General features: G+C 55.2%; 17 protein-coding genes. 6 read left to right on the top strand and 11 right to left on the bottom strand.

The window, feature by feature from the left end; genetic code table 11:
* Positions 1-193: 193 nt before the first annotated feature.
* Complete coding sequence (locus KYK14_RS19200; RefSeq protein ID WP_185282045.1) at positions 194-442, bottom strand: hypothetical protein; 249 nt, start codon at positions 440-442, stop codon at positions 194-196.
* A gap of 109 nt (positions 443-551) precedes the next feature.
* On the opposite strand from KYK14_RS19200, the gene KYK14_RS19195 reads away from it, so the two are divergent.
* Positions 552-2,183, top strand: a complete 1,632-nt coding sequence (locus KYK14_RS19195; RefSeq protein ID WP_219161104.1) for an FAD-dependent oxidoreductase — start codon at positions 552-554, stop codon at positions 2,181-2,183.
* A 58-nt stretch (positions 2,184-2,241) separates the two neighbouring features.
* On the opposite strand, the gene KYK14_RS19190 is transcribed toward KYK14_RS19195, so the two are convergent.
* Positions 2,242-2,685 carry a hypothetical protein gene (locus tag KYK14_RS19190; protein ID WP_219161102.1) on the bottom strand — a complete coding sequence of 148 codons (444 nt, stop codon included), beginning with the start codon at positions 2,683-2,685 and terminating at the stop codon, positions 2,242-2,244.
* Between the two features lie 276 nt (positions 2,686-2,961).
* On the opposite strand from KYK14_RS19190, the gene uvrA reads away from it, so the two are divergent.
* Positions 2,962-5,937 (top strand): excinuclease ABC subunit UvrA, encoded by a 2,976-nt coding sequence (gene uvrA / locus KYK14_RS19185; RefSeq protein ID WP_246601942.1) that lies wholly within the window; start codon positions 2,962-2,964, stop codon positions 5,935-5,937.
* Positions 5,938-6,019: 82 nt separating this feature from the next.
* Here the strand turns inward: uvrA and KYK14_RS19180 are convergent, their stop codons facing one another.
* Positions 6,020-6,448: a hypothetical protein gene (locus KYK14_RS19180; protein WP_219161100.1), complete on the bottom strand. Its 429-nt coding sequence runs from the start codon at positions 6,446-6,448 to the stop codon at positions 6,020-6,022.
* Positions 6,449-6,589: 141 nt separating this feature from the next.
* Between KYK14_RS19180 and KYK14_RS19175 the strand changes: the two genes are divergently transcribed.
* Genes KYK14_RS19175 through KYK14_RS19160 form a run of 4 tightly spaced genes read left to right on the top strand, consistent with a single transcriptional unit; the run spans position 6,590 to position 10,040 of the window.
* On the top strand, positions 6,590-7,132 hold the full coding sequence (locus KYK14_RS19175; protein ID WP_343217142.1) for an RNA polymerase sigma factor: 543 nt from the start codon (positions 6,590-6,592) through the stop codon (positions 7,130-7,132).
* Positions 7,129-7,812, top strand: a complete 684-nt coding sequence (locus tag KYK14_RS19170) for a hypothetical protein (RefSeq protein WP_219161098.1) — start codon at positions 7,129-7,131, stop codon at positions 7,810-7,812. The genes KYK14_RS19175 and KYK14_RS19170 overlap by 4 nt, the downstream gene beginning before the upstream one ends.
* Positions 7,809-8,732 carry a hypothetical protein gene (locus tag KYK14_RS19165; protein WP_219161096.1) on the top strand — a complete coding sequence of 308 codons (924 nt, stop codon included), beginning with the start codon at positions 7,809-7,811 and terminating at the stop codon, positions 8,730-8,732. Before KYK14_RS19170 ends, KYK14_RS19165 begins: the two co-directional genes overlap by 4 nt.
* A gap of 21 nt (positions 8,733-8,753) precedes the next feature.
* Positions 8,754-10,040, top strand: a complete 1,287-nt coding sequence (locus tag KYK14_RS19160) for a hypothetical protein (protein WP_219161094.1) — start codon at positions 8,754-8,756, stop codon at positions 10,038-10,040.
* Between the two features lie 70 nt (positions 10,041-10,110).
* Here the strand turns inward: KYK14_RS19160 and KYK14_RS19155 are convergent, their stop codons facing one another.
* The 8 genes from KYK14_RS19155 to KYK14_RS19120 all read right to left on the bottom strand — a co-directional run bounded on the left by KYK14_RS19155 (position 10,111) and on the right by KYK14_RS19120 (position 15,531).
* Positions 10,111-10,719: a DUF4142 domain-containing protein gene (locus tag KYK14_RS19155; RefSeq protein ID WP_219161092.1), complete on the bottom strand. Its 609-nt coding sequence runs from the start codon at positions 10,717-10,719 to the stop codon at positions 10,111-10,113.
* 234 nt (positions 10,720-10,953) lie between these two features.
* Complete coding sequence (locus KYK14_RS19150; protein WP_219161090.1) at positions 10,954-11,574, bottom strand: DUF4142 domain-containing protein; 621 nt, start codon at positions 11,572-11,574, stop codon at positions 10,954-10,956.
* Positions 11,575-11,699: 125 nt separating this feature from the next.
* Entirely contained in the window at positions 11,700-12,344 is a 645-nt protein-coding gene (locus KYK14_RS19145) for a DUF4142 domain-containing protein (protein WP_219161088.1), read from the bottom strand.
* 90 nt (positions 12,345-12,434) lie between these two features.
* Complete coding sequence (locus KYK14_RS19140; RefSeq protein WP_219161086.1) at positions 12,435-13,040, bottom strand: DUF4142 domain-containing protein; 606 nt, start codon at positions 13,038-13,040, stop codon at positions 12,435-12,437.
* Between the two features lie 35 nt (positions 13,041-13,075).
* Positions 13,076-13,318, bottom strand: a complete 243-nt coding sequence (locus KYK14_RS19135) for a hypothetical protein (RefSeq protein WP_185282058.1) — start codon at positions 13,316-13,318, stop codon at positions 13,076-13,078.
* 50 nt (positions 13,319-13,368) lie between these two features.
* Positions 13,369-13,983, bottom strand: coding sequence for a DUF4142 domain-containing protein (locus tag KYK14_RS19130; protein ID WP_185282059.1), 615 nt, complete (start codon positions 13,981-13,983; stop codon positions 13,369-13,371).
* Between the two features lie 82 nt (positions 13,984-14,065).
* Positions 14,066-14,851 (bottom strand): molybdopterin-dependent oxidoreductase, encoded by a 786-nt coding sequence (locus tag KYK14_RS19125; protein WP_219161084.1) that lies wholly within the window; start codon positions 14,849-14,851, stop codon positions 14,066-14,068.
* A complete protein-coding gene (locus KYK14_RS19120) occupies positions 14,848-15,531 on the bottom strand; it encodes a cytochrome b/b6 domain-containing protein (protein ID WP_185282061.1) in 684 nt (227 codons plus the stop codon). Before KYK14_RS19120 ends, KYK14_RS19125 begins: the two co-directional genes overlap by 4 nt.
* Positions 15,532-15,837 lie beyond the last annotated feature (306 nt).

Raw genomic sequence — 15,837 nt, 5'->3', positions numbered from 1 at the left:
CCGCATTTGTTTAAGTTGAAGAGCGACTGAGTGAGGGAGTAGCTGAGTGAATAGCAAAAGCGCCTGTCATCCTGAGCTTGCGAAGGACCTTATCACGGTAGAACAAGACGTTGTTACGTTTATCGTTCAACTGGCATAAGGTCCTTCGCGCTGCTCAGGATGACAGACGCCGTTTTATTTACTTCCTCACTCGTTAGCACACGTCGCGGCGCTCTTTCTGGTCTACGGCCAGGAGGTTGTCGAGGCGGAGGGTGAAGCCGTCGGTGAGGCGTAGGTACTCTACTTTATCTTGGATGAACAGATCAGCAATAATGCCCTGGTAGGTGACCGGGGGCGAGTCGGGTTGGGTGCGGTAGACGAGCTGGCAGGGCTGGCGGGTGGTAGCCAGCGCTTCCAGCTCATCATAAAACGAGCAGCTGATGGGCGTGTAGGGCGTAGCCATGCGAAAAATAAAAAGGGTGGTAGAAAAAGGTTTGTTCTATACATACGTGCCACAGGGCTAACCCGGCCGTGCTGGTGTGCGTTGTGAAAAACAGATCAAGCTCCATACCATGCCCACTGAAATCAACCTGGCCCCACTTGACGCCCTGCAAGAAGGCGAGCTGCGCGCTTTCCCTACCCCCAATGATGGCCCCGAGGTGCTGCTGGTCCGGCACCAGGGGCAGTATCGTGCTTTTGCTGCGCATTGCCCGCACTATGGCGCCCCCCTCGAAAAAGGGCGGTTGGTGCATGGGCAGATTGTATGTCCGTGGCACCACGCTTGTTTTAAAGCCACCGATGGCAGCCTGTGCGAGCCACCCGCTCTCGATGCCCTGCCTACCTTTGCGGTGCGCGAGGCTGAGGGTAGGGTATACGTATCGGTGCCCGACAACCCGCCTGCCAGCACCGACAAGCCCGACGAAACGCCTACCGCCGAGGTAGGCGGTGCCCCCGTGCCTACCGCTCCAAACTTAGCCGTGGCGCAATCCACCATTGTGATAGTAGGCGGCGGCGCGGCCGGGCAAATGGCTGCCCAAACGCTACGCGAAGAAGGTTTTGCCGGCCGCGTAGTACTGGTATCGGCCGATGCAGCAACTCCTTACGACCGCACCAAGCTCAGCAAAGCCTACCTGGCAGGCAAGGCTAAGCCCGCAAGTCTGCCCCTGCGCGAAGAAGACTTCTATGCGAAGCACCATATCGAGCTGTTGACCAACACCCGCGCCACCGGCCTGGATCTGGAAAAGAAGCAGGTGCTGCTGGCCGATGCGGCTCCACTGTCTTACGACCAATTGCTGCTGGCACCCGGCGGCACGCCCAAGTCCCTCCCCAAGCTGCCTGGCCACGATCTGCAAAACGTGCTGCTCCTACGTACCCAGGCCGATGCCAATGCGATAATAGAAGCCGCCAAAGAAGCCCGGCACGTGGTCATCATCGGCTCCAGCTTTATCGGGATGGAAGCGGCTAGCAGCCTCGCCGGCCAGGACGACCGCACCGTGACGGTAATTGCCCAGGAAAAGGAGCCATTTGAGAAAGTACTAGGGCCTGAGGTAGGCAAGATGTTTCGCACCATGCACCAGGAAAAAGGCGTGCAATTTGAGGCGGAAGCCGAAGTGGCCGAGCTAACCGGCCAGAACGGCCGCGTAGCGGGCGTTCGGTTGAAATCAAGCAAAGACCTGCCCGCCGACTTAGTGGTGCTGGGGGTAGGCGTACGCCCGGCTACCGACTTTCTGAAAGAAACTTTCCAGCTGGAAAAGGACGGCGGCCTGCAAGTAGACGAATACTTGCAAGCTGCCCCCAACATCTACGCAGCCGGCGACATTGCCCATTTTCCAGCCACAACCGGCGACACATTGCGCATTGAGCACTGGCGCGTAGCCCAGCAGCATGGCCGCTTGGCGGCCCGTAATCTGATGGGCCAGCAAGTACCCTACACCGCCGCGCCCTACTTCTGGACCCAGCAATACGGCAAGAGCCTGCGCTACGCCGGCCACGCCGAGCAGTGGGACGACATCCACTACCTATGCGACGTAGCCAAGCAGGATTTCCTGGCCTTCTACATACAGAAAGGAAAAGTGAAAGCCGCCGCCGGCATGAACCACGACCCGGACATGATTTACATAGAAGCCCTGTTAGCCGCCAATAAAATGCCTGCCCCTGCTGATATCAGTGAGGAAACTAACTGGCAAAAGCTTGCCAATCAATAACTTAAAAAGGGCGACGCGAAGCACGTACTTCGTGCCGCCCTTTTTAAGTTATTGCTGCTTAATGCTTGCCTTTGCCTTTCCCGTGCCCGTTGCCGCCGTACAGCTTTTTGGCCTGGCCGGGGGGTAGGCCCTTGCCGTTTTGCAGGCGCTTCACTTGGCCGGGGGGTAGGGCTACGGGGTAGAGCTGCCGGTGCCGTCCAATGTGCACCCAGGGCTGCGCGCCGCGGTAATCAATCACGACAGGGTGGAAGCTGCTGGGCGCGTAGCCGCTGATGGATTTCAGACGCTGCCATTTGCCCTGGCGCTCTACTACGTAATTCTGGTCGCGCAGGTCGTAGTAGCCGCCTACCTCCGGGATGTAGTAGTACTGCGAGCCCGCCGGAGCCGCAGGTCCCCACGAAGGTGTATTAATGTTGATTGTTACTTGTTGTGCCTGTACAGATGGTCCCGAGAAAGCCAGGGCTAAGAGAGCCGAGAAAGCGAAAGTTGTGAATCTTTTCATGAGGCAGTGGGATGTGGAGAAAACGAATCAATTTCATAGGCTTTTGACAAGAACAAGGCCAAGTTCACCACAGCATAATCCTACTACGGTCCCGGATAAGAACTTTCGGTAAAGCGGGACATTTCGGGGCAGCGCGTTGTTGTATCCTATCTGCCACAAACGCATCCATACTTCGACCGCTTCGTTATTCGCTAATGCCACTGGCTAAGAAGCTATTCGGAGTAGCCATCCGGCTGCGTTTTGCGTACCTTTGCAGACTTATTCGATCCGCTTTGCATGGCTAAGAAAAAAGCCCCGGCCGTTGCGGCCGCTACGATTTCTCCCCTTTCCCAAGTAGCCACGGCGGAGGCCGAGCTGACGGCCGCGGCCGTAGCCCTACCCTCCAACGGCCACGCCCACCCCAACCCGGCTGCTGCCGAGGCGCCGTTCATCGAAGTATACGGCGCGCGCGAGCACAACCTGAAAAACGTTTCTATTCAGATTCCGCGGGGCAAGCTGGTGGTATTCACTGGTATTTCCGGCTCTGGTAAGTCGTCGTTGGCGTTCGACACGATTTACGCCGAGGGTCAGCGCCGCTACATGGAGACGTTTTCGGCCTATGCCCGCTCGTTTATGGGCGGCCTGGAACGGCCCGATGTGGATAAAATCGAAGGATTGTCGCCGGTGATTAGCATCGAGCAAAAAACCACCTCGCGCAACCCGCGCTCCACCGTCGGCACCATTACCGAGATTTACGACTTCCTGCGCCTGTTCTACGCCCGCACCGCCGAGGCGTTCAGCTACGTGACGGGCAAGAAGATGATCCGGCAGTCAGACGACCAGATTATCAACTACATCCTGAAGCACTACGACAACAAGAAGCTGGTAGTGCTGGCACCCGTAGTGAAGGGTAGAAAGGGCCACTACCGCGAGTTGTTTCAGCAGGTGGCCAAGTCGGGCTTCACGAAAGTGCGTGTCGATGGCGAGCTGCTCGACATCACGCCTAAGATGCAGGTAGACCGCTACAAGATTCACGACATCGAAATCGTGATTGACCGCTTGGTGGTGAAAGCCGAAGACCGCCACCGCTTGGCTGGCTCGGTGCAAAACTCGCTCACGCAGGGCAAAGGCACCATGCTCGTGCTCGACCCCGACAGCAAGAAGAAGGACAACACGCAGTTCTTTTCCCGCTTCCTAATGGACCCGGCCACCGGCATCGCCTACGACGACCCCGCGCCCAATACGTTTTCGTTCAACTCGCCCTACGGTGCCTGCCCCGTGTGCAATGGCTTAGGCGAGGTGCAGGAAATTACGGAGGAAACCGTAATGCCGGATAAGAAGCTGAGCATCAGCCGGGGCGGTATTGCGCCACTGGGCGAGTACCGCGACATCTGGATTTTTCAGCAGCTCCAGCTCATTCTCAAAAAGCACAAAGCTTCGCTGAGTACGCCCATTCAGAAGCTGCCCGAAGACCTAGTGCAACGCCTGTTGCACGGCATTCCGGAAGACGAGGACGCCGATACCACCAAGGCCAACTACACGGAGCCGTTTGAGGGCATTATCCCGTTTCTGCGGCGGCAGATGGATTCTGATTCCGATAATATCCGGGACTGGATTCAGCAGTACACCCAAGCCAAGGAGTGCCCCGAGTGCCACGGCTACCGCCTGAAAAAGGAGTCCCTACACTTCAAGATTGCCGATAAGCACATTGGGGAGCTGTCGGTGATGGACGTGAAGGAGCTATCTGCGTGGTTTGAGGGGCTGGAAGACCGCCTCTCGGAGCGCCAGAACCTGATTGCCCGCGAGCTGCTCAAGGAAATCCGCAAGCGCATTGGCTTCCTGTTGGAGGTAGGGCTCGACTACCTCGACCTACACCGCTCGGTGCGGACGCTGAGCGGCGGCGAAAGCCAGCGCATCCGTCTGGCTACCCAGATTGGTACCCAGCTGGTAGGCGTCTTGTACATCATGGACGAACCCAGCATCGGTCTGCACCAGCGCGACAACGAGCGACTAATTAAGGCCTTGCAGCACCTGCGCGACATCGGCAACTCGGTGATTGTGGTGGAGCACGACAAGGACATGATCATGCATGCCGACCATGTGCTTGACATTGGCCCTGGCGCCGGCATCCACGGCGGCCACATTGTGGCCGCAGGCTCACCCACCGAGATTTTCAACTCCGGCTCCCTTACCTCGCAGTACCTCAGCGGGCAAAAGCACATTGAGCTACGCAAGAAAAAGCGCGATGGTACCGGTGAAGAATTGGTACTGAAAGGTGCCAAAGGGCATAACCTCAAAAACGTAACGGCTAAGTTTCCGCTGGGCAAGCTCATTGCCGTTACGGGCGTATCGGGCTCGGGCAAGTCGTCGCTCATCCACGACACGCTCTACCCTATCCTCAACCAGCACTTCTTCAATGCCAAGCGCGAGCCGCTGAAGTACGATGCTATTGAGGGTCTGGACTTTATCGACAAGGTAATTGAGGTAGACCAGTCGCCGATTGGTCGCACGCCGCGTTCCAACCCGGCTACCTATACCGGCGTGATGACCGAAATCCGCCAGCTGTTTGCCGAGTTGCCCGAGTCGAAAATCCGCGGCTACGGTCCCGGCCGTTTCTCCTTCAACGTGAAGGGTGGCCGCTGCGAAACCTGCGAGGGCGCGGGCCTGCGCACCATCGAAATGAACTTTCTGCCCGACGTGCACGTGCCCTGCGAAACCTGCAAAGGCCGCCGCTACAACCGCGAAACACTGGAAGTGCGCTTCAAAGGCAAATCTATCACCGACGTACTCGATATGACGGTGGAAAAGGCCGTGGAGTTCTTCGAGTATCAGCCACGTATTCTACGTAAGATTCAGACGCTGAATGATGTAGGTCTGGGTTACCTCACGCTGGGCCAGCAGGCCACTACCCTCAGCGGCGGCGAAGCCCAGCGTGTGAAGCTGGCCACCGAGCTCAGCAAGAAAGACACCGGCCAGACATTCTACATCCTCGACGAGCCGACCACCGGTCTGCACTTCGAGGACATCAACCACCTCTCTGACGTGCTGCAAAAGCTAGTCGATAAGGGCAACACGGTCCTCATCATCGAGCATAACCTCGACCTAATTAAAGTTGCCGACCACATCATCGACATCGGCCCCGAGGGCGGCGCCGGCGGCGGTACCATCGTGGCCCAAGGCACACCCGAGCAAGTAGCCAAGTCGAAGAAAGGCTATACGAGCAAGTTCCTGGCTGAGGAGTTGAGGACGAGTAAATATGCGGAGGTAGTCTAGCCTAGTTCTTAAACTTTCATACAAAAGCGCCCGCACTACTACAGTGTGGGCGCTTTCGTGTTAAATAGCCTCTATCTGCTTGCTAAAGGCCTGGTCCTTCTTCAGAGCGGCCAAAGCGAAACTTGATGCCCCAGCTGCCCCGTAGCACAGTGCCATAATCGCCAATGCCGATAACAGCCAGTTCGGTATGAAAGCCCAAACGCTTCTTGGCAAACGGAAATACAACGACACCTGCCGGCACTACAATGCCGGAAGCGTTATTGGTGCGCGCACCAAGGCCGCTATACACGTAGTAATCTTCTTTGTTCACGAATTTATAATTCAGCGTCAACTCTGGGTCTAGGCTAGAAGTGAAGGCGTCGGTGCCTACCCGGAAATCGGGGTGGAAGCGGCCAAAGTCGTAGGAAATGGACGCGAAGGGTAGGCCTGATTGGTGATACGCCACATTGAGTTGGGCACGCGCCGACAGACTAGCACCACAAATAGCCAGCAGTAAGTAGATTTTCTTCATCGAATAAATGGCTGAAAAATAGAGTGATGGCCGGAAAATAGGGAAAGCAATTGCTGCCACGGCTATACCCCAAAAAATAATTTTCCTGCCCTAACCAACCTTCTCCCGGCGGCGCAGCACTTTAGGGCAACTATCCGCCCCGTGCTAGCTTCCCCTACCTTGCCGCTCACCGACGAACAGTTGCTTACGGCCTGCCTGGCCCACAACCGGCAAGCGCAGTACCAGCTGTATCAGCGCTACAAAACCGCCATGTTCTCCTGTGCCCTGCGCATTCTGAACAGCCGGGATTTGGCGCAGGATGCGTTGCAGGACGCTTTCGTGCAGGTGTTTCAGCAGTTGGGCAGCTTCCGACAGCAGTCGGCACTGGGTGCCTGGATTCGCACCATTGTGGTGCGGCGGGCCTTACTCACGCTCCGGCACGAGCAGCGCATGGAACTCTACGACCCCGATAGCCACCCCGAGCCGTTGGTAGCCTGGCACGACAGCCTGACCGGCGAGGCGCTGGAAAAGGCTATTGGCGAGTTGCCAGCCGGTTACCGCGCCACCTTCTGCCTGCTAGAGGTAGAGGGCTACTCCCACCGCGAGGCCGCCGAGCTACTGGGCGTCACGGAGGGCACCAGCAAGTCGCAGCTGTACCATGCCAAGCGGCTGCTGCAACGCAAACTTCAGCATTTGTACCGATGAGTGATTTTTCTAAACCACCCGAAGAAGCCGGACGTGAGCACCTGCGCCGGGCCATAGCCGACCTACCCTCGCACGAGCCCGAAGTGGCTACCTGGCTGCGCGTTGTGGCGCAGCTGGACGCTGAGCAGGCTATTGCCCAGGCTATACCCAACTTGCCCGCGCATGAGCCCGATGTAGCGTTATGGAACGCTATTGCTGGTCGGCTCGATGAAGCGGAAGCACCAGCCGCTGTGGTATTCCGGCCAATGTGGCCTACAGCGGTATGGCGTCGGGTAGCAAGTATAGCTGCTGTTATTCTGCTGCTGCTTGGTATGTGGTGGCTACGACCTGCTGCGCTAGACAAGCAAGTAGCAGCAGCTCCCCACGAAACCATTACGTTCAGCGAAGAAGAGGTAGCCGCGCCAGTCGCTACTGTACGGCTTGCCTCGCCTGCCGATCCGCTGGCGCAGGAGGGGAAGGCCTTTATTGATGCGCATTGCACTTCATTGCCCACAGTATGCCAGTCGGATGAGTTTCAGGAGCTACGGACGCAACTATCAGAGGTAGAGAAGCAGGAGCGGCGGCTCCGGCTGGATGCACAGCGGTTTGGCGCGTCGCCGGCTGTGGTTCGACAACAGGTGCAGCTAACCACGCTACGGGCAGAAATCACCCGCGAGTTGGTTCAACTTCTTATCTCATGAGCAACATTGTGCAGAATCGTTGTTGGGTGGGCGTGCTGGTGCTGCTTTGGCTACTGAGTAGCCTCGGCGCGCAGGCACAGCAAAAAGTGCAGGTAGTGACCCGCACGCTGGAACAGCGGTGGGTGTGCAAACCTAATACGCTAGTACGCATTCGTGCCGAAAAAGCCACTTTACGGGTGCAGGGCTGGGATAAACCTACTGTGGAGGTGGTGCTACGTTTAAGCGCCCGCCACCCCGATCGTGCGGTAGCCGAGCGCGACTTAGCAGCGGCACAGTATCGTTTGCAGCAAAACGCGAGTACCATTAATCTAATCAACTTTTTCTCCTTACCTACTGGGGTACCAACCGTGCAAAGCGACCTACGCGCCGAATACACGGTGATGATGCCCGCTGGTAATCACTTGGTAGTGGCCAACACTTACGGTCAAACCAGCCTGAGTAACTTGATTGGCTGGCAGCAGTTGGAGCAGGACTTCGGGCAGATTAGCTTGCAAAAGCTACAAGGTATTGTGGCCATTACCGCCCGCTATGCCGATGTAACGGCCACTGATGTAGAAGCCCATTTTATATGTGAGGCAAATAAATCGGCGGTGCAATTGCTACGTGTGGGCGGAAGTGTGGTGGTGCACAATCAGTTTGGCAACATACGTGTGCAGCCGGGTCTTGCTCTAACGAAGCTGATTGTAGAGGCTGACCGCACCGAAGTAGTTATCTGTGCACCACAACCAGAGCAGTTTAGCTATCAGCTAAGCGTGCAGCAAGGTAGTTTAAGTGTACCTCAGATTTATCAATCGGCCAGACGTGCAAATGGGGGACGAAGCACGTTTGTAACATCTGCTTCGTCGCGTCCGCTGGTGCGCGTCAGTACCAATTACGCGTCTCTAACGCTGCAAACACAGGCATTCGTCCTTCATCCTTAATTGCCTTATTTCTGTATAGCTATGCGCTACGCCCTTCCGCTTCTATTTTGTTTCCTGCTGTTCAGCTTATTGCTGTTGCCTGACTTAGTATTCGCGCAAACTACTAGCGATTCTACCCGCCTTCGCTACAGCGAAGAAGTTGTCAGTCAACCGATGAGGGTAGATACCGCAGCCCTGCGCGTGCAGCGCGAAGACCACGCTTTGTGGAAGCTGGGATTGAATAATATTACATTGAGAGGATATCAGCGCTATGGCGTGCACCTTATCTATGAGCGTAAAGTAGGGCGGCCAGCTTGGTCGGTTATGGGTGAGATGAGCCCTAGTTTATTGCGTTTCTCAGGCAATCATTTTAGTATGCGGACGCAACTGGCGGGGCGCTACTACTATAACCTGGAGCGGCGCATACGGCAAGGACGTAACGCTGGTAACTTCTCTGCCAACTACTTTTCGGTAGCATTGGGTGCCGGTATCGGACACTACTCTGATCTACCCTTTTATTTAGCCGCTACAGATAGGCATTGGGTGCGGGTTCAAGCCGCTCTACTATACGGTATGCAGAGACGCCTAGGGCGCCACGGCTTTTTTGATGTCAACGTAGGCTTTGCGAAAATGCTAGATAGGCAAAGGTTCCAACAAATAACTGGTAGCGTACGGGTAGGCTTTCTCCTGGAAGGGTCCACTGCGTCGCGTGCCTATGTGCCTCCAATAACAGAAGGTATGCTGATACCACGTGCGTACCTGGGAGTACAAGCCGGAGTTTATGGGTACGGAGTACGATATGATGAGGCGGAGGCTACGTCTAATTACCAAATCTGGGCTGTACCCTACCTATATGCTGGCTACTACTTGAAACCCCGACTGGCTGTGCAGCTAGGAATGCAAGCCAGCCGCCGCCATTCATTCAAAGGTTCCTACTACTATGGCACCTTGTTCAACTCTCATTACAAGTATGAGGTGAACGAACGTTTTGTAGCAGTGCCTGCGCTACTACGCTATACTATTACGAAATTACCACAACAGCATATTCAAATAGATGTGTTAGCTGGTGCTACCCTAACAGCGGCCTGGGCGCGCTACCAACGACGAGACTATAACCAATATAACCATCAAATCAGTGAACAGGAAGGCCGAGACCAAGGCTTTGGCGTTAATTCTATGGTGGGAATAGGAGGGGCTTACGGTTTCGGTCGTACACGCCGGGTGCAAGCCACGGCGGAAGCGGTTCTAATCAAACCCTTGTTTAGTAATCATTACGGGTTCGAACCAGGGGTTAGTGTAGGGTTACGCTACCGATTTCAATATCAATAGAAAATCATGCACGACCCTAACAGAATTGCTAGGGTCGTGCATGATTTTCTGAAAGGATACGCTACGCTACTTACTTTCTATCACTGGCTTTTTCAAACAACTGGGCCGTTATTTCTTCATGCTCTCGCAGCTTGGGTAGCATTTCGGCGGCGTAGGTGCGCAGTTCTGGGTTGGATGCTTTTGCAGCCGCATCCGCAAAGCGGGCGATGGTGCGCTCATGCAGCTCTTGTAGGTCGCGCATGTATTTTTTGTCGAAGCCGAAGTATTTCCGGTCGTCGATATCGTCGTAGATGCCGCGGTCATCTTTGCCCATCATCTGGGGTAGAGTAATGCGGGCGCGCTCGGCAATGGCCTGGAGCTGCTGCTCGGCCTGGCCGTGCTCCTGCTCCATGCGTTTGCCCCACGCTTTCACCTCCGTGGCAATGGCCTTTTGCTGAGCCAGCTTGCCTAAGGCTATTTCCAGCATGTTGCTACTAGAAGCCGCTACGGCAAACTCAGCATCGTATTGCAGCTGATCTTTGGAGTAAGGTGAGGAATCGGCTTTTAGCCGGTTGCGCTTCTTATTGATTTTTTCTGCCTCTTTCACCGGCTTCTTTTGCGCCTGAGCTGCCGGAGTGGTAGCAAAAGAGAAAGAGCCAATTAGAAGGGCTCCAAGAATATATTTTGTAGTCAATTTCATGTGCAACTGAAAAGGGTGTTGCTACCTGCATGGTAGCATACAACAGCTAAAGTATACTGATCGTATTTAATATATGTTGCAACATGATTTGATTAATTGATTTATAAATAATTGAATGACAAATCATTAGTATATGAATACGCGCTACGCGTCAGCCAAGCACAATTGTTTCTAACCAAAAAAGCCGCTACCAGATGGTAGCGGCTTCTCCTGTAAAGCATCGGTTAGACAGCCTTACATTGCGCCGGTGTCAGCGTGTTGCTTAAACATGGTCAGGTGATTCTGTACCACAGGTGCTGTTTTAGCGATGAATGCTTTCAGATCAGCGTCCTGCGTCATTTTGTCGTGGGCCTGCATAGTGTTCAGCGTTTTCTGGTGATCTAATACCATCTGCTGCATATACTGCGTCTCCAAGTCTTTGCCGGAAAGCTTTTGCATGGTAGTAGCTATAGCCTTATGCGCAGCGTCCATGTCCGTGGGGAGGGTTACGTTTTTCTTCTGCGCAATGGCCTTTAAATCGGCCGTCGACTTGGTGTGGTCTGTTACCATTTGGTTGGCGTGGTCCTTGGCCATTCCTGTTACGCCTTTCTCAAGCACCAATTTGCTAAGCTGAATTTCGTTCTGGTCGCTGTGTGCGGCCGATTTCATAAACTCTTCGTCGGTGGCGTGGGGAGCAGTGGCCGTATCGGAGGCCATGTTCATGGCCGGGGCGTCTGCTGACTCCATGGTGTTTTCAGTAGCCACGGAATCAGTAGCTGCAGTTGCAGTTTCGTTGTTCGAAGTGGTGTCGTTACCACAAGATGTAGCAAACAACAGCACGCCCGCGCATAGCAGGCTAGGGAAAATGGTTTTCATGAGAAAGAATAGTTATTGGAAAAGGAAAGTAAGTCTTTGCCTACCATGTTGATATATGGATAGGGTAGTAACAGAAGCAATACGAAACCACTACAGAGAAGTAGGCCTTCTACACCCCTGCGTTGTTACATGTTCATGCCTTCGTTGTGCTGCGCCATCGTTGTATGCTGTTGCACAACGGGTAGCGTTTTTTGAGCCCAAGCTTTCACATCTGGATCAGAACCAGCCTGAATCTCACCGTTCAGTAAATCCACCGTCTGTTGGTGGTCTTTTACCATCTGGCTTACATAGGCCTGCTCAAACTGCTTGCCCGACATCTTGCTCATCTGGTCGTAAAGGGATTTGTGATACGGGTCCATTTCTCCCGGTAGAGCTATGTTTTTCTTCTGTGCCACCGCCTTCAACTCATTGCCGGCCTTGGTGTGGTCGTCAATCATTTTGGTTGCAAAGGCTTTTACATCGCCGGTAACGCCTTTTTCTAGGGCCAACTTGCTCAGTCCAATCTCATTGTGGCCGCCTTGGTCTGCTTTCAGCACAAAATCCTTACCCGTGATGGTAGAACCGTTGAGCATGGGTGGTGCTGTACGAGCCTCCGCCGCTGTAGTAACGTCTGTATTGCTGGTATCAGGGACGTGCATAGTCATAGGACCCGAGTCCGTGTTGCTCACGTTTTCGGCGGCTGTATCAGTAGTGGCCGTGTTGTCTTGACTGCACGCCGACATCGCTACTAAAGCAGTAACGTAGGTCAGCGTTAGAAAGGAAGTTTTCATATAGGATTAGGAAGGAATAGGGCTGGTGAGAAAGACACTGGTGCAAAGCCTACCCATGGATAACCAATGTAGGCTTCGCTCTCAGTATCGTTATTTTCTTTGCTCTACGGCTGCGTACATCTTCTGAGCCATCGCCAAATGCTGCTTCAGAATGGGGACATTTTTAGCCGCAAAAGCTTTAATATCTGGGTCGCTAGCATTGGTGGAGGCTTCCGTATATTCTTTTACATCCTCCTCATGGTCTTTCACCATCTCTTTGAGATACTTCTTGTCCATGTCCACGCCTTTCTCGTCGGTCACATCATCCAGCACCTCACGGTGGTCTTCGCCGAGTGTGCTGGGAAGCGTGATGTTCTTTTGGGAAGCTAGGGCTTTCAGTTCTTCGTTGGCTTTGCTATGGTCATCCACCATATGCTGACCAAATTGCTTGCCTTCGGGGGTAGCACCTCGTTGGGCCACCAAACGGCCCAATTCCACCTCTAACATGCCGCCACTAGCCGCTTTGGTCATGAAATCGGAGTCGAAATCCTTCTTATCCTGTTTCATGTCGCCCATGTCCGTGTTGGCAGTGGCATTTTCGTGCCGGGCTTCGTTGGTTTTCTGAGCTTGCTCTACGGAGTCGCCGTTGGATGTGCAACTGGTCATAGCTGCCAGCAAAGCCACCGCACAAAGCGGAGCTAGCAATATGCGTTTCATCGGAAAGAAAAGAATAGGTGGAGGGGAAGGGTAGCTTAGGGCTGCGTCGTGCCGCTCTTATCTAGCGCGGCCGAGTCGGCGGCCGAAGGTGTAACGGTAGGGCCAGCGTTATCGTCGATTACCACGGCATCGGCCTGCACGCCGCCTTCTTCAGCAGCTTTATCAATGTCACTTACCGCTTCGCCGGCGGTGCCATCAGTGCGTTTTTCGGCGTCGTTGCAAGCCGAGAGGGAGAGAGCAGCGGCCAAAGCTAGGCCGGTCAGGATACGGTACGTCATCAGAAAAGAAAAGTGAAATGGTGTGGAAAAGAGCGGAGGGTAGAATGGAATTACGGTAGCTTTTCAACCTCATCCTGCACCTGCTGGGCTTGGGTCACCTGCTGTTGCAGCATGGGTAAGTACTTGGCGGCAAACCCCCGGATGTCGCCATCGTAGGCGTCTTCGCTGAGATCTTCGTAGGAGTCTACGGCTTTCTTCTGGCCATCGACTATAGCCGCACTGTATTTTTTGTCGAAGGCAGTGCCCGTGAGGGCCGATATATTATCGTATTGTTCCTTGCGCTCCGAGCCTAGGGCCTCAGGCAGCGTAATGCCCTTCCGACCAGCCAGCGTTTTCAACTCCCCAGTCATTTTGATGTACTGGTTAAGCAGGGTCTGCGCCAAGTTTCGTACACTGGGGGTAGCGGCGCGTTGCAGCGCCACAGTGGCCAGTTGCTGGTTGAGAATGCCATCGGCCGCAGCATTTACCATGAACTCAGCGTCCTGCTTTTGCTTTTCGGTGATATCGAGGTCGTCGATGCGCTTTTCGTTTTGCGCAAGAGCCGCGGCTACGGGGTTGTCACTGTTGGTACCCGGCGAGCAGGCACTAAGCGACGCGAAGCAGCCGCCTACCACAAGCAGGCACAGCAAACGACGATGGCGTGGGAGGGGGGTAGGGAGAGTCATGCCCTGCTATACGCACCTCTGGGTGTGGTAGTTTGGTTCGGGCCTTGAGGCAAAACCGATGTGGACTACTACGGTTGTGTTGTTACAAGCCTGAATACCAGTCATAGCCACGCTGCGCCCAGTAATCGGCCGGGCGCTGGGCGGTAAACGCAATGCTGCCAATGCGCTTAATGTGCTTGATACCGTATTTCAGGGGCGTTACCAGCCGCAGCGGTGCGCCGTGCTCCAACGTTAGCGGTTGGCCGTTCATCTCGTAGCACAATAGGGTTTGGGGGTGCAAGGCACTCTGCATGTCTAGGCCCACATAATATTTCCGATCGGGCGTCACGAGGTGCACGTAGGGCGCCAAGTCGGCCGCCGATGCTAGTTGGTAGTGTGTCACAAAATCGGAAAAGCGCGCTCCGGCCCAGTTCACTACCACGCTCCAGCCCTCAATGCACTTCAGCTCAGTGGTCATTTCCACGCGGGGTAGGGCCTGAATATCAGCCAGCGAAAACGTGCGTACCGGCGCGGGGCTATCAGCGCGTAAACCCTGCACCTGCAACTGCCAAGTCGTTGTATCCAGCGGGCTCTTCAGACCCAGACTGCCGTTAATACGCGGCTCCTTGGCACGGCTGCGCGGAAACACCGGGGCCAGGTCGGCGTTGCTTAGAAATTCTTTGGAAATCTTCCCGTTCACGTCCAGCACGCGACGCAGGGGCCACAGGGCGCCGTCGTCGGTGGGGCGCGTTGCCAGCCAGCGCCAGCCGCCCAGCGCCGCCAGCGAGGCCAAGCCAGCCGTCAGGAAAGCCCGGCGGGAGCGGCGGGCAGCCTCTTGCTCCACAGCTTCGTCGTTGGGGGTAGGAGTAGGGCGTTGGGGAGAGGTCATGGGCGGGTAGAGTTGGAGGAGGAAGTAGGCGTGTCTACCAGTTCGAAGCCGGCTATCATCGAGCGGAAGTTGTTCCAGCCGGCGCGCACCACCTGTGCCACGTGCACCACGAAGAACAGCGCGTAGCCTAGCGTTAGGATGAAATGCTCGGCCCGTGCCCACTCGTAGCCGCCCAATAGGGTAGTAAGCCCTGCCAGCTCGGTGGGTTTGTAAATGGCAAAGCCGGTAAGGGCCGAGCCTACGCCCATCAGCACCACGGCGGAGTAGGCAATCTGCTGGGCCGCGTTGTACTTGCGCACCGGCAGCGGTGCCTTGCGAATGCCCAAGTCGTGCAGTACCACCTGCCACGCCTCGCGCAAAGCGTGTCGGCCTGGCACCAAGTACCGCCACTCACCCGAAATCAGCGTGTAGAGCACGTACGCTATGCCGTTCAGCACAAACAGCCACATCGCCACAAAATGCCAAGCCATGCCCTTCGCCAACTGAAACGGCACGTGCAGGGCCTCATAAAACGACTTCGGGAAGAACTTCAGCAAGGTAGTGTCGCCCCACCCAATGCGGTACACATCGTTGGCCCAGTAAATCAGCAGGCCGCTCCACATCATAATAGCCAGCACCGGAAAGTTGATCCAGTGAAACCAGCGGATAGCCAGCGGGTGCTTTTCGAGCAGCTTTTTCATGGTGAAGAGGTAGGGTAGGGCTATACACAGTGTAGAGACACAATCTGTTGTGTCTCATCGTTGCAAAGGGTGCAGGGTTTTCGTGCGGGCGTTGACCCCACCCCCCGACCCCCTCCCCTCCGGGAGAGGGGGAGCCTTTTCCGGGGCCATTATAATGGCTGTTAGCTATTAGCTTTTCATTGGATAAGAGCTATTAGCTAACAGCTAAACCATTCGGCTCTCTCTCTCAGGAGGGGAGGGGGTCGGGGGGTGGGATTTTTACTACTTACGTAGTGCTGCGCAGAATAGCTTCGGCCAGCAGCAAAT

It is taken from the genome of Hymenobacter profundi, from assembly GCF_019334315.1.
Classification (GTDB): domain Bacteria; phylum Bacteroidota; class Bacteroidia; order Cytophagales; family Hymenobacteraceae; genus Hymenobacter; species Hymenobacter profundi.
This window is presented reverse-complemented; position numbering and strand designations above follow the sequence as displayed.